The organism is Microcella sp. (genome assembly GCF_019739195.1).
GTDB lineage: Bacteria > Actinomycetota > Actinomycetes > Actinomycetales > Microbacteriaceae > Microcella.
In genome coordinates, this window is record NZ_JAHHDS010000003.1 from 2,343,754 (window position 1) to 2,357,650 (window position 13,897).

Sequence of the window (13,897 nt, forward strand, 5' to 3'; positions counted from 1 at the left end):
TCGTAGCGGGTCGGCTCAACCCGGTGCGAGCATCCCGCTCTCGAGAATGCGGGCGACCACGCGTTCGGCCGCGTGTGCGTCATCGAGGCTGTTGAAGCGCTGCCGCCAGGCGAGCAGAGCAGCGGATGTTGCGCCCTCGCCGCCCGCCTCGGCCAGCCGCGCGAGCTCGCGCAGAAGTGCCTCACGGCTCTCGGTGACCGTCACGGGCGCCTCGTCAAGCAGGTCGAAGTAGAAGCCTCGCAGCTCGCGCTCGTAGTGCGCGCGGTCGGGCGCGAAGAGCACCAGCGGAATGTCGGTCGCGGTGATGTCGAACATGAGCGAGCTGTAGTCGGTGATGACGATGTCGGCCGCGAGCAGCAGGTCGGCCATGTCGGGGTAGGTCGTGACGTCGATGAGCCCGGGGGCGTCGAGGTTGCGGCCGTGACGCAGGGTACGGCTGTGGCCGCGCACGAGCACGACGTGCTCGCCGGGCAGCTCGGCGAGAGCTGCAGGCAGGCTCGGCAGGTCGAGGTAGTCGACGATCTCGGTCGCGTCATCGCGCCAGGTCGGGGCGTAGAGCACCGCGCGCTGGTCGGGGCGCAAGCCGAGGCGGGCGCGCACCGCTGCGCGCACTGTGGGGTCGGTGCCGACGAGCATGTCGTTGCGCGGGTAGCCCTCGACCCAGACCGGACCGCGAAAAGCGTAGGCGCGCTGCAAAATTTCGGCGGCGTAGTCGTTCTGCGCCAGAAGCACGTTCCAGCGGCTGCTCTCGCGCCGCACGGCAATGCGCGTGCGCAGGCCCACGCCATCACGGTCGAGCGCGAGACGCTTGAGCATCGTGCCGTGCCACGTCTGCAGCACGGTCTGGTGGGGGCGGGGCATCCACCGTTTGCGTAGCCAGTCATTGACGACCAGCAGCCGGGCGTCCGCACGCACGCGCCACCACTCGGTTGAGCCCTCGACGATCGCGATCGCCCCCTCGGGCACCGCGATCGAGCGGTCGACGACCGACCAGTACCGCGTCACGTCGGGCCGCACGCGGGCGAGCTCGCGGTCGATCGCGAGCGGGTTGCACGCCACGGTCTGGCTGTAGAAGCTCTCGAAGAACACCGCGTTCTGCGCATTCGCGGCGCGCGCGCGGTACTGCTTCTCGAGGCGCTTCTGGGCGGATGCTCCGCGCTCGTCATCGGCGAGCGGGGCCGCGACGCGCAGCACGAGGGTTCCGGCGTCGGCTCGCAGCTCGACGCGCATCAGGTCGCCGCGCACCTCGAGGGCCGGTGCCGCCGTCACGACCGCGCGGGCCGTCGCGTGCACGGCACCCTCGAACCGGGTTTCGAGCCGGTAGTCGCCGCTCGGCGGCGCAAGGCGGCCGCTGCCCCACCGCTCGCCGACGAGCGAAAACGTTGCCGTGTACGAGTCGCCCTGCTGGTCGATCTCACCGGCGATCGTGCTGCGTGCACCGACGAGCGCGAGCCTCAACAGTGTGCCCTCTGCGCGGCCCGCGACGCGCACACTGCTGACCCCCGCGCTGTCGTCACTCACCTTCGCTTCCTCCACGACGATGCGACGCGAACTGATGACAGCGCGGGCAGACGGGTCAGCGGAGGGCGCGGGTTCGCCGAGCAGGTGCAGCACGGCAGCGTGCACGCGCTCAGTCGCTCGACCGTCGAGATGGTCGACGACCTCGTCGCGCAGCCACGCGGCGTGCGAGAGCGCGGCCTCGCGGGCCGGGCCGTCGAGCACAGCGTCGAGCCGCTGCAGTGTTTCGGCCCACGTCGTCGTGGGCTCGCCGCCGGCGAACTCGCGGTAGGGCTGGTACAGCCCGCGGGTTGCAAGATAGGTCGCCAGGTCAGGAGCGAAGAAGACGCTCGGCACCCCGGCGATGGAGGCGTCGAAGGCGATCGAGCTGTAGTCGGTGACGAGCACATCGAGCGCTGGTAGCGCCGGGGTCACGTCGGTGAGCACATCGCGGCCGAGCAGCCGGATGCGCGGGGAGCCCGCGGCGCCCTCCGCATACGAGCCCGCGCCGAGCGGGTGCGAGCGAATCAGCAGCGTCGACCCCGTGCGGTCTGCCCAAGCGGCGATCGACCGCCACTCGTCTGCGGACGGGATCGCTGCATCCACCGCCCCATCGCGCCAGGTGGGGGCGTAGAGGGCGACCGGTCCGTCGTCGGGCAGGGCCGTATTGCCTGCCGCGACGAGCGAGGCCGAGACGAGCTCGCGTGCCGTGTCGCGCCGCGCCGCGGGCGTGCCCGCGAGCAGCACGTCGTCGCGCGGGTCTCCGGTGACGATCACGCGCGACGCGGGCAGGGCGAACGCCGAGCGGATGCGCGCCGCCACGAGCTCAGACGCCACCGGGAACAGCGCGATCTGCGCCGCCGCCCGCCGGTAGAGCCCCGTCATGAGGCGGCCGACCCCCGGCAGCGAACCGATGAGGGGCAATCGCAGCGTGGCTCCCGTGTCGAGGTGAAGGCGCTTGAGCGGGATGCCATGCCAGAGCTGCACGACGCGGGCCCCGCTCGTGCCGAAGCGGTTGACGTCGCCGAACCCGTGCGTCACGACCACGACGCTCGCGCGCAGCGTCGCCCACAGGCCACGCGGCCCGCGCTTGGGCAGAGCCCGCATGCCGCGCGCCCGCGCCTCGGCGAGCTCGGCGTCACTCGAGGCGAGCCACGTCAGGTGCCGCGCGGGGTCGACCTCGCGTGCGTGGTCGTGCAGCGCGAGCGCGCCCTCGCCCAACCCGATGCCCGACGCGAACACCCAGCGGCGGGGGCTGCGCGGCACGAGCACGGCAACGAGCGCCCCGAGCGCATAGAGCGGGGCGCGAGCGAGTACGCGCGCGTTGCCGGCGCTGAACGTGAAGCGGGCCATCGCGCCCGATTCTGTCACGCCGTCGTCGTTCGCAACTCAGGCTGAGAGGCCGAATCGAGCGAATAGTCGGGCACATCGGGCCGCTGAGCCTGAATTGCGAACAAGTGGGTAACGGTGTGGCCGAATGGTCGGGCGCCTGCGGGGCCCGCTGGGAGAATCGTGAGCGTGAAGATCGTGGGGCAGTTCAAGACCGCGCGCCGTATCGTGCGCAACTTGCTGCGCTCGCGCCGCAATCGCAACGAGCTCGCGAAGCGCCTCGAGCGCGAGACGCCTCCGGCCCCCGGCTCGATCGAGATCGCCGTCTACTTCGCCGACACCCGCGTGAACCTCTACCAGATTCGCCAGTGGTACGCGCCGCTCGCCGAGCTCGCGCGCGAGCATCCGGTCGCCATCATCAGCCGCAGCCCGGGCACCATGATGACGCTGCTCGACGAGGCCCCCGTGCCCGTCGTCTACCTGCGCAAGGTGACCGACCTCGAGACGTTCGTCGCCCAGCAGCCGCTGCGTATCGTGTTTTACGTCAATCAGAACACCAAGAACTTTCAGATGTTCCGCTACGGCCGCATGTGGCACGTGTTCATCAACCACGGCGAGTCAGACAAGATGTACATGACCACGAATCAGTACAAGGCCTACGACTACGCGTTCATCGCGGGCGAGGCCGCGCGCGAGCGGCTCGAGCGCAAGCTGTGGTCGTACGACCTCGACCGGCACACGCTGCAGATCGGTCGCCCCCAGGCCGACCACTTCGCGGGCGACACCCCTTACACGCCCGACGACCGCACCGTCGTGCTCTATGCACCCACCTGGGAGGGCGACCGGCCGTCGGCAGCGTACGGCTCGATCGCGAGCCACGGTATGACGCTGGTGGATGCTCTGCTCGCGACCGGCCGCCACCGCGTGATCTACCGGCCGCACCCGCGTAGCGGGGTCGTCGATTCTGCCTACGGCCAGGCCAACCGGCGCATCATCGAGGCCCTGGAGCGCGCCAACGCCGCCGACCCCTCGGCCCAGCACGTGCACGACACCGGCTCGGCGCTCGGCTGGCAGCTCGCCGCCGCCGACGTCGCCATCACCGACATCTCGGCGATGGTCTACGACCGGCTCGCGACGGGCAAACCGATCATTGTCGCCCGGCCCGCATCACCCGAGGCCGAGATCGACGAGTCGGGCTACTTGAGTGCGTGCGAGTGGCTCACCGCCGACGAGGCGGCCGCCGTCGTGCCCGCGGTCGACCGGGTGCTCACGAGCACCGAGGCGCACGAGGCCCTCACGCACTGGGTGCAGCGCTACTTCGGCGACACGACGCCCGGCGCGGCGACGGCGCGCTTCCACGCCGCCGTCGACACGCTCTACGCCGAGTGGGACCGGGTGGCGGCAATGCACGCCCTCGACCCGGTCACGTCGGAGTCGAGCCCTTTCGACGCAGACGACGACGAAGACGAGGCTCCTTCGGAGGACTGAGCTGCTCGAGCTCGGCCGGCCACCACGCGGGAGCGGGGCCGAAGGCCTGCTGCGCCGCCCGCACGACCTTGCCGCCGATGATGCGGTTGCCCGCGCCGCCGATGATCGCTCCGATGCCGAAGGGGATCAAGCGGCCGACCATGCTGCCGCCCTGCTGCAGCGCCATGCGCTTGGCGAGCTCATCGCGCAGTCTCTTGTTGAGCATGCCGACGAGCGCCTTGGGCATGCCCGCGGTGATTGATTCACCCCAGTACTGCGTTCGGTCGGGGCCGACGCCGGTCGCCTGCCCGACGAACTGCTGCACAAGGTCTTTGCCCGGCCCGCCCAGCATGAGCGCCATGACGAGATTGTGGGCGCGTTCTTCGTCGTCGACGACGATGCCGTGAATCTCGGCGACCGACTGCGCGAAGAGGGCGGTCATCTCGAAGAACGCCACCGTCTCGACGCCGATCACGGTGATGCCGATCGCGGTGCCGACGCCCGGAATCAGCGTGGCCGCACCACTGCCGGCACCCGTGAGCGTGATCGAGTTCAAGAAGCGGCGCTCGAGAATGCGCACGACCTGCTCGGGCGTTGCCGCGGGGTACTGCCGCCGAATGGAGCGGATGTGCAGCAGCACCGCTGGCCGTTGCGCCGACATCGCGGCACGCAGGCCGCGGATGAGCATCGGGTCGACCGGGGGAGTGGCCGGCGTGATCGCCGTGGAGTCGTCAGTCATCACGCACCGTCGCCGTGCTCGCGGTTGTACGCGGCGAGCACCTCGGCGATCGGAGCGTCGAGCTTCAGCGCGCCGCCGTCGAGGTAGAGGCCCCGCGTGCAGAAGCGCTTGAGATCGCGCTCGTTGTGCGAGACGAAGAACAACGTGCGGCCGCCGGCCAGCAACTCGTCGATGCGGCGGTAGCACTTGTCGCGAAAGGGCTTGTCGCCCACCGCGAGCACCTCGTCGACCAGCAGAATCGGCTCTTCAAGGCGCGAGATCACCGAGAACGCCAGCCGCACCTTCATGCCGCTCGACAGGTGCTTGTAGGGCGTCTGCGTGAAGTCGCGCAGCTCGGCGAAGTCGATGATCTCGTCGTAGCGCGCGTCGATCTCGCGCTTCGACATGCCGTGCAGACCCGCGGTGAGGTAGAGGTTCTCGTGCACGGTGAGGTCGTCGACGAAGCCGCCCGTGATCTCGATGAGCGGGGCGACGCCGCCGTTCACCTCGACGGCGCCCTCGTCGGGCAGCATGACGCCGGCGACGAGCTTGAGCAGCGTCGACTTGCCTTGACCGTTGCGGCCCACGACCCCGATCGCTTCGCCCGCACGCACCTCGACATCGATGCCGCGCAGGGCCCAGAACTCATCGGGACGCGACCTGCGGTTGCGGCCGGCGAAGAGGTCTTTGAACGAGCGGCGCCCGCGCCGATTGCGGCGAAAACGGATGCCCGCACCGCGCACGCGAATCACCACGTCATCGTGCGCGGGCCGGGCGGCTGCCGTCTGCTCCGAGCTCATCAGACCTCCTTCAGCACGGCGCTGATCATGCGACGGAAGACGAGCACGCCGACACCGAAGATGAGCAGGCTCATGGCGGCGGAGATGATCACCGGGAGAGCATCCACCTGACCGGGAAAGAAGCTGGCCCGGTAAAGCGAGATGATGCCCGCGAGCGGGTTGAAGGCCGCCCAGAGTTCGAGCCCATCGGGCAGGTCGCTGAGCCCGTAGATGATCGGCGATGCGTAGAACAAGAACCGCAGAACGAGCTTGACTGCGCGCTCGAGGTCGCGGAAGAACACGACGAGCGGGGCGATGATGAGGCCGAGCCCGACCGTCAGCACAGCCTGCAGCGCGATCGCGACCGGCAGCCACAGCACTCCGGCGGTGAGCTGCGCGCCGAAGATCACCGCGAAGATGATGATGACCGGAATCGCGGCGACGAACTCGATGCCCTTCGAGAGTGCGATGCGCGTCACCCACACGGTGCGAGGAATGCGGGTCGAGCGCACGAGTTTCGCGTCTTTGATGAACGCCCGCGTCATGTCGCCGACGGCGCCGTTGAACCACATCCACGGCAGTAACCCGGCGATCAGAAAGACGATGTAGGGCGCTTCGCCGATCGTGCGCTCGACGATCTGCGTGAAGACGAACCAGTAGATGACCGCCATCACGAGCGGGTCGAGCACTGACCAGAAGTAGCCCAACACTGAGGTCGTGTAGCGCACCCGTAGGTCGCGGCTCGTCAGCAGCCAGAGCGACTGCCGATAGACCTGCGCAGGGCTGCGTGCAGGGCGCGGCGGCGGGGCGGAGGTCACGAACGACAACGCTAGCGGCACGCGCACCGCTTCGCCCGCGAATCGGGCCTCCTTCAGCGGATGCCCGGCCGAGGCAATCGCTAGACGTGCAAGTTCGCGCGCTCGAGGTCTTCGGCGAAGTCAACCTCGACCGCGTAGAGGTCGCTGATGTCGACTGGCTCAATGCGGATGCCGTCGTGCTCGATGGCGAGTTCGAGGCCGCGCTCGAAGTAGTCTTGGTCGGCGCAGCGGGTCAAGTGGCGCACGACGGCGGCCTTGTCGCGGCTCGAGATGTAGTTGATGCCGACGGCTTCGCCGAGACCGCCCTTGACCGTCTTCGACAGCGAGGCGATAAAGCCCTCGGCGTCGACGGTGTACTTGACCTCTTCATCGCTCACGGTGGCGGTGTTGACGCTCACGAACGAGCGGTCGGCGTGCACGAGGCTCGCGACGCGCACGAGCACCTGCGGGTCGAAGACGACGTCGCCGTTCATCCACAGCACGCCGTGCTTGCCGGTCGCCTTGAGGGCGCGCAGCAGGCTCTTCGAGGTGTTGGTCTGGTCGTACTGCTCGTTGTAGACATACTCGACCTCGGGGAAGGTGTCGACGATGTGCTCGAGCTTGTAGCCGACGACGGTCGTGATGGTGACGGCCTTGCCGAACGCAGCAGCGATGTTGTCGTGCTGCTGCTGCATGATGGTGCGACCGTCGCTGAGCTCGGTCAGCGGCTTCGGCAGCTCGCGGCCGAGGCGACTGCCCATGCCAGCGGCGAGAATGACAACCTGAGTGGTCATGTGAAGGCTCCTGATGTGTCGTTGCGTGCAAAGAAGAACACATCGTCGTGTCATCGAAGTTTACCGGCTCGTCAGTCGAATGGCCATGCGCTGTTCACCCATCGTTTCCCAAACGTGATGCGGCACCGCGCGCGGACCCAGAGCGACTCACGGCACGCGCCAGGGTTGGTAGCGTTGAACCGTGGAATCCTCGCCGTCGTCGAATCGCCCGGCCAAGCCCGCTCGACAGACGGCGACCGGGCGGGTGAGCAAGCCGACGGCCCGCCCCACAGCCAAGAAGCCCCGGGCGAAGCGCCCCGCAGCGACGCCCCCGCCCCCGCCGGTCGTGCTCACGGTCTCGGCGCTCAGCAAGAGCTTCGGTCAGAGCCGTGCCGTCGACTCCGTCGATCTCGAGGTGCGCAAAGGCTCGATCTTCGGGTTCGTCGGGCCGAACGGAGCGGGCAAGACGACCACGCTGTCGATGATCACGGGGCTTCTGCGGCCCGACGCGGGCACGGTGGTCGTCGCGGGCGCCGATGTGTGGCGAGACCCGACCACCGCCAAGCGCTCGATCGGCGTGCTACCTGACCGCATGCGCTTGTTCGATCGCCTCACCGGTGCGCAGATACTCTACTACTGCGCAGTGCTGCACGGCCTCGACCGCGAGACGGCGCGCAGCCGCACCGACGACCTCGCCGTGGCGCTGGGCCTCGACGGCTCGCTCGATCGCCCGGTGCGCGACTACTCGATCGGCATGGTCAAGAAGGTCTCGCTCGCCGCCGCGCTCATCCACTCGCCCGCCGTTCTCGTGCTCGACGAGCCTTTCGAGTCTGTCGACCCCGTCTCGACCGCGCAGGCTGTCGAGCTGCTCAAGCGCTTCGCCGCCGCGGGCGGCACCGTCGTGCTCTCGAGCCACAACATGAACCTCGTCGAGCGGGTCTGCGACGCGGTGGCCGTCATCGTCGGCGGTCGTATTCTCGCCTCGGGCACTCTCGACGACGTGCGCGGGGCTCAGAGCCTCGAAGAGCGTTTCGTCGAGCTCGCCGGCGGCCGCGTAGCGGTGGAGGGGCTGGAGTGGTTGACCACGTTCTCCGACTGAAGCTCGCCCTGCTCGCCTCGGCCTTCCGCCCTGGAGTCGCACTCGCCCGCACGATCGGTGTGCTGCTGCTCGCCGGATCGGTCGGCACTGGTCTCATCTGGCTCTCGACGCAGGTCGATGTGTCGCTCGAGACCCATCGCGCCGCCCTCGTGATCGTCGCGACGGCGGTGTCGATCGGTATCGCCGTGGCGCCGCTCAGTGCCGGGCTCGGATCAGCGCTCGAACCGCGGCGCTTCGCCGCCTTCCCGATCGCCCCGCGAGAGCTGGCGCTCGCACTCGGAGCCGCGGCCGCCATCGGCCTGCCTGCCGTACTCGCCGCCCTGCTCGGAATCTCTCTCGAGCGCGCCTGGGCCGGTGAAACGGCGGCGGTGGCCGCGGTCGTCGCCGCGGTGCTCGGTGCTATCTCGATCGTCATCGTGTCGCAATACCTGGTCGTCGTGGGCGACCAGCTCTCGGTGTCGACCGCGGCGCGTCGCACGGTCACCGCCATCGCTCGCACCGTGATCGTCGTCGCCCTCGCGAGTGCGATCGTGACTGTCGCCGTCGTGGTCGTCGACTCGAGCGACAGCGCGGCGCAGCAGCTCGTGGCGACGGCTGGCGTGCTCGCCCACACTCCGATGGGCATGCTGTGGGCGGCGCCGGGCAGCGAGCTCGCGCCAATGGCGGCTCGCCTTGTCGCGGGCGTCGTCATGGTGGTGGTGCTCGCGCTCGGCTGGGGAGTCATCGTTGCTCGCCTGCTCGAGTCGCCGCAACGCGCGCGAGCCGATGCCCCGAGGTCGAGCCTCGGCTGGTTCGATCTCGTGCCGGCGACTCCCTCTGGGGTCATCGCTGCTCGCAGCCTGCTCTACTGGACTCGCGATCCGCGCTACCGCTTCGTGCTGCTCGGCCTTCCCCTCGCTCCCGTCATCATGATGCTGGCTTTCGCCGTGGCGGGAGCGCCTCTGCCCCCGCTGTGGCTTCTGCCGCTGCCGGTGCTCGCGCTCTTCCTCGGATGGTTCAGCCACAACGATGTCGCCTACGACCACAGTGCGATCTGGCTGCACGTCGCCGCGTCGTTCCGGGGCTCGTCCGACCGTTGGGGCCGCGCCGTGCCGCCCCTGCTGCTCGGCGTGCCGATCATCCTCGCCCTATCGCCGCTGCTCGCCGTCTGGTCGGGTGTCGACGAGGTGCTGCCGGCGCTCATCGGCACGAGCATCGGTCTGCTGCTCACGGGCCTCGGCATCTCAAGCGTCTCGTCGGCGATCGGCGCATACCCCGCCGCGCGGCCCGGCGCCGGGCCGTTCGACCAGCCACCGAGCCTCGAGGCCCGCGCCGGCTGGAGTCAGGCGCTGTCGCTACTCGCCATCATCGCTTTCATGGCTCCCACCCTGCTGCTGGTGTGGTGGGGGTTCAGCGATGCCCAGTGGTTCACGGTGGCAGGCATCGCGGGCATCGCGACCGGCGTCGGCATGCTCGTGCTCGGCATCGCCGCTGGCGGGCGCGCGTTTCGACGTCGAGCGCCCGAACTGCTTGACCTCATGCTGCGCACCTGAGGCGGGCGCGCGGCTGCGGCGCAGCATCCGGAGTCCTGCGAAGCGACCGGTCGTAGACTGGCCGCATGGCGACACTGGACGAACCGGGCGGTGCGGGGCAGGGCGGCGGCACCGATGTGCTCGACCGCGAGCTCGAGAAGCTGCTCAACGAAGAGCAGCTCGAAGACGGCGACCACGAACGCTTCTCGCACTACGTGCCCAAGAACAAGATCATCGAGAGCGCCCTCACGGGTAAGCCCGTGCGCGCCCTGTGCGGCAAGAAGTGGACTCCGGGGCGCGACCCCGAGAAGTTTCCGATTTGCCCCGACTGCAAGAAGATCTACGAGCGCATGCGCGACGAGTAACCCGCTGTCCTTCCCCAGATCTGGGGCAAACGGGCGCTTCTCCCTCACAGTTCAACTGTTTTTAGGTGAATCTGACCGATTTCGAACGGCCAGGGCTCTCAACTCGTCGTTAGCGAGATCCTCTCGGGCATGTCCCGTGCTCCCAGCCAACTCCCGCTCGCGGTTCACGGTGAGGTGCTCTCCACCGCCGAAGCCCGCCGACTCGGAGTGCTGCCGGATCGACAGCGGCGCGCGGATGTCCTCCATCCGTTCCACGGGGTCGCCGCCTTCTGCGCCCCGCTCGAGACGCTTGCCGACCGCGCGTGGGCCTATGCGCAGGTCATGTCGCAGCTCGCGTGGTTCTCGAACACGACTGCCGCGGCGCTTCGGGGGCTGCCGCTTCCGTCCGCGCTCGAGCAAGGCCCCCTGCACGTCACGGTCCCTCGCGGCGCCCACACGCCTCGCGCGACGGGCGTCATCGGTCACCAGCGCGATCTCGCCGATCCCACCTTCGAGCAGTTGCTGCTGCCTTGCTCAACAGGTGAGCTCGTGCCTTTGCGGGTGGCGACCATCGGCACGACGCTGCTCACCGCGGCGACCGATCTCGGGTTGCCCGATCTCGTCGCCCTCGTTGACGCGGCGCGATTCGCAGACGACCTTTCCGCACTCGCCGAAATCGAACGGATGCTCGCGCGCAGCTCGCGACGCGCCGGGGCTGCGGCACTTCGCCGTGCAACTGCTCTCTCGCGAGCCGGCGTGCGCTCCCGACCAGAATCGCACCTGAGATTGCTGCTCACGCGCGCCGGCTTGCCCGAGCCGGAGGTAGCGCCCGAGGTTTCGACGCCGATCGGTCCGCTCCACCCCGATCTCGCCTGGCCCTCCTATCGGGTGCTGGTCGAGTATGAGGGCGACGGACATCGCACCAACCCTCGAGTGTTCGCGCGTGATTTGAGTCGCTTCGACGCATTCGCCGATGCCGAGTGGAGCGCGATCCGGTGCACGCGGGAGGAGTTGTACTCAGACCCCAGCCGAGTGCTCGGCTCGGCGGCGCGGCGCTTGCGCGCGCGTGGCTGGCGTACGCGGTCGCGACTCAGGTCGAGCATCCCACCCCTGGCGAAGCCGTGAGTACGCGCGCGCTGCGCTCGCCCCGAGTGCTGGCCTTGCTCGCCCCAGCCGACGCAGTGGGTCCCAGATTCGCCCCAGATCGGCGATACTCCTGCCGCGATGCGCCTGTTTGCCCCAGATCTGACGCAGGTCGCGTGAGGGGTGCGCGCAACTAGGCTGGAGGCATGGCTGAGGGGTGGAGACTCGGGGGAGCACTCAAAGGGCTGTTCACGAGCCCGACGATCGACGACGACACCTGGGACGACCTCGAGACCGCTCTGCTCGGCGCCGACTTCGGCCCCGACATCACCGAGGCGCTGCTCGACGAGCTGCGGGCAAAGGTCGCCAAGTACAAGACGACCGACCCGCGCGACCTCAAGCGCATGCTGCGCGAGTCTCTCGAAGAGCGCCTCGCGGCCCACGACCCGACTTTGACGCTCAGCAATCGGCCCGCGGTCGTGCTCGTGGTGGGCGTCAACGGCGTCGGCAAGACCACCACGATCGGCAAGTTCGCAAAATTCTTGACCGGATACGGGCGCTCCGTCGTCGTCGGCGCGGCCGACACGTTCCGCGCCGCGGCGGTCGACCAGCTCGCGACCTGGGCCGAGCGCGCGGGCGCGCAGGTCGTACGCCCGCAGCACCAGGGACAAGACCCCGCGAGCGTCGCCTACCAGACGGTGCAGTTCGCCATCGACAACAACGTCGACATCGCCATCGTCGACACGGCCGGCCGCCTGCAGACAAAGTCGGGCCTCATGGACGAGCTCGGCAAGGTCACGCGCGTCATCGAGAAGCTCGCTCCGATCGCTGAAGTGCTGCTCGTACTCGACGGCACGACGGGCCAGAACGGCCTCGCGCAGGCCGAGGCGTTCATCGAGAGCGCGGGGGTCACCGGGCTCGTCGTGACGAAGCTCGACGGCTCGGCCAAGGGCGGCTTCGTGCTGCGCGTGCAGCAGCAGACGGGCATCCCAATCAAGCTCATCGGGCAGGGCGAGGGCATCGGCGACCTGACGGGCTTCACGCCCCACGTCTTCGCAGCGAGCCTGGTGCCCTGACCTACACCGCCGTCGATGCACGACCCGCGTCTGTCAGCTCTCACCCCCGAGGGAGCGATACCCTGAGGGGTATGAACCCCCGGGCCGCGCGACTGCTGCGGGCCACCGCCGTGACTGTCTCGGCTGTCGCTCTCGCGTCGGCTGCGCATATGGCGGCGGGCGGCGCCGCGCCGGGTCTCATCGGCCTCGTCACGGCTATCGTGCTGGGCTCAATGCTCGGCACGGCTCTGCTGTCGAACGGACGCCTCACCCCCTGGCGAACGGCGGCGACCATCGCGGGAGGCCAGCTCGTCTTCCATACGGTCTTCACGTGGGGTGGCACCGCAATAGTGCCGGTGGATCCTCACCTCCACGCCGCTGTGACCGTGGCATCAGCGGATGCTCTGCACGCGCACGGCGCCGAGACCATGCTTCTCGCCCACGTGGTCGCAGGGCTGCTCGCCCTCGTCGTGCTTCTCGTCGAGCAGCGAGTCGTCGACGGCCTGGTAGCCCTGACCGCGCGCGTGCTGCGCAGGCTGCGTCCGTTCGTGAGCACTCCGGTTCGCGCCGTGCGCGCCGCAGCGCCGCTCGACCGTGACGCGGTGCGCCCCCGCGGGCGTTCGAGTCTTCCGCCGCCGCTACGACGCGGGCCCCCTGCTCTGATCTCGTTCGGCTGATCACGCCGCGGCGTCTGCCGCTCTGCGTTGTCGAGGCGCCCTCGCGCGCCTCGACCTCCCCCGTGTGCCCGCACGGCACGGGAGCCGTCCGCCTGCCCACCGCAGCACGGACCACCTGATTGAGCATCTCAGCAAGGAGTAAGTCCATGACCTTCACCACGACCACCAGCACCGCCATCACTCGCCGTACGCGACGCCGCACGAGCGTGGCCGGCGGCCTCGCCCTCGCAACTGCGCTGGCGCTCACCGCGTGCGCCGGCGCTCCTGTCGATGGCGCCTCCCCCTCCGCCGAGGTCACGTCGACGGCCGCCGAATCGATCCAGGTCGTCGACGGCTGGGTCAAAGCCGTCGACGAGGGCATGACCGCCGCCTTCGGTGTGCTCGAGAACGCGGGCGACGCCGACGTCACGCTGATCGCCGCGAGTGCCGACGTCTCACCCATGATCGAGCTGCACGAGGTCGTCATGAGCGACGGCGTCATGGTCATGCAGCAGAAGCAGGGTGGCATCGTCGTCGCGGCGGGCAGCCGTCACGAGCTCGCCCCCGGAAACGATCACCTCATGATGATGGGTGTCGCCGAGCCGCTGATGCCCGGCGACGAGGTCGTCATCACGCTCGAGTTCTCTGACGGCTCGGTTCTCGAGCACGCGTTCACGGTCAAAGAGTTCACGGGCGCCGACGAGCAATACGTGGGCGACACGGAAGACGAGTAGAGCGATGCCCGCGCACTCGTCAGCGGCATCCGATGCCGCGACCAGTAACGATGCG

General features: G+C 69.1%; 13 protein-coding genes. 8 read left to right on the plus strand and 5 right to left on the minus strand.

Annotated features, from left to right (window positions below; genetic code table 11):
- Nucleotides 1–15 precede the first annotated feature (15 nt).
- Entirely contained in the window at nt 16–2,850 is a 2,835-nt protein-coding gene (locus KL788_RS13015) for a CDP-glycerol glycerophosphotransferase family protein (protein ID WP_293172519.1), read from the minus strand.
- A gap of 165 nt (nt 2,851–3,015) precedes the next feature.
- On the opposite strand from KL788_RS13015, the gene KL788_RS13020 reads away from it, so the two are divergent.
- A complete protein-coding gene (locus KL788_RS13020) occupies nt 3,016–4,314 on the plus strand; it encodes a CDP-glycerol glycerophosphotransferase family protein (RefSeq protein WP_293172522.1) in 1,299 nt (432 codons plus the stop codon).
- Here the strand turns inward: KL788_RS13020 and KL788_RS13025 are convergent.
- From KL788_RS13025 to KL788_RS13040, 4 genes are all read right to left on the minus strand, one after another.
- Entirely contained in the window at nt 4,250–5,032 is a 783-nt protein-coding gene (locus tag KL788_RS13025; protein ID WP_293172526.1) for a hypothetical protein, read from the minus strand. The two genes, KL788_RS13020 and KL788_RS13025, sit on opposite strands and share 65 nt — an antisense overlap.
- Complete coding sequence (locus KL788_RS13030; protein WP_293172529.1) at nt 5,032–5,811, minus strand: ABC transporter ATP-binding protein; 780 nt, start codon at nt 5,809–5,811, stop codon at nt 5,032–5,034. Before KL788_RS13030 ends, KL788_RS13025 begins: the two co-directional genes overlap by 1 nt.
- Nucleotides 5,811–6,608: an ABC transporter permease gene (locus KL788_RS13035; RefSeq protein ID WP_293172532.1), complete on the minus strand. Its 798-nt coding sequence runs from the start codon at nt 6,606–6,608 to the stop codon at nt 5,811–5,813. Before KL788_RS13035 ends, KL788_RS13030 begins: the two co-directional genes overlap by 1 nt.
- A gap of 80 nt (nt 6,609–6,688) precedes the next feature.
- A complete protein-coding gene (locus KL788_RS13040; RefSeq protein WP_293172535.1) occupies nt 6,689–7,381 on the minus strand; it encodes a phosphocholine cytidylyltransferase family protein in 693 nt (230 codons plus the stop codon).
- Nucleotides 7,382–7,562: 181 nt separating this feature from the next.
- Here KL788_RS13040 and KL788_RS13045 point away from each other — a divergent pair, with 181 nt between their 5' ends.
- From KL788_RS13045 to KL788_RS13075, 7 genes are all read left to right on the plus strand, one after another.
- Complete coding sequence (locus KL788_RS13045; RefSeq protein ID WP_367120436.1) at nt 7,563–8,459, plus strand: ABC transporter ATP-binding protein; 897 nt, start codon at nt 7,563–7,565, stop codon at nt 8,457–8,459.
- Nucleotides 8,435–9,991 (plus strand): hypothetical protein, encoded by a 1,557-nt coding sequence (locus tag KL788_RS13050; RefSeq protein WP_293172538.1) that lies wholly within the window; start codon nt 8,435–8,437, stop codon nt 9,989–9,991. The genes KL788_RS13045 and KL788_RS13050 overlap by 25 nt, the downstream gene beginning before the upstream one ends.
- A 65-nt stretch (nt 9,992–10,056) precedes the next feature.
- Complete coding sequence (locus tag KL788_RS13055; RefSeq protein WP_293172541.1) at nt 10,057–10,335, plus strand: DUF3039 domain-containing protein; 279 nt, start codon at nt 10,057–10,059, stop codon at nt 10,333–10,335.
- Between the two features lie 129 nt (nt 10,336–10,464).
- Nucleotides 10,465–11,439 carry a hypothetical protein gene (locus KL788_RS13060; RefSeq protein ID WP_293172544.1) on the plus strand — a complete coding sequence of 325 codons (975 nt, stop codon included), beginning with the start codon at nt 10,465–10,467 and terminating at the stop codon, nt 11,437–11,439.
- A gap of 164 nt (nt 11,440–11,603) precedes the next feature.
- Nucleotides 11,604–12,473: a signal recognition particle-docking protein FtsY gene (gene ftsY / locus KL788_RS13065; RefSeq protein WP_293172547.1), complete on the plus strand. Its 870-nt coding sequence runs from the start codon at nt 11,604–11,606 to the stop codon at nt 12,471–12,473.
- 71 nt (nt 12,474–12,544) lie between these two features.
- Entirely contained in the window at nt 12,545–13,129 is a 585-nt protein-coding gene (locus KL788_RS13070) for a hypothetical protein (protein WP_293172550.1), read from the plus strand.
- Between the two features lie 146 nt (nt 13,130–13,275).
- Nucleotides 13,276–13,842 (plus strand): copper chaperone PCu(A)C, encoded by a 567-nt coding sequence (locus KL788_RS13075; protein ID WP_293172553.1) that lies wholly within the window; start codon nt 13,276–13,278, stop codon nt 13,840–13,842.
- Nucleotides 13,843–13,897: the final 55 nt, after the last annotated feature.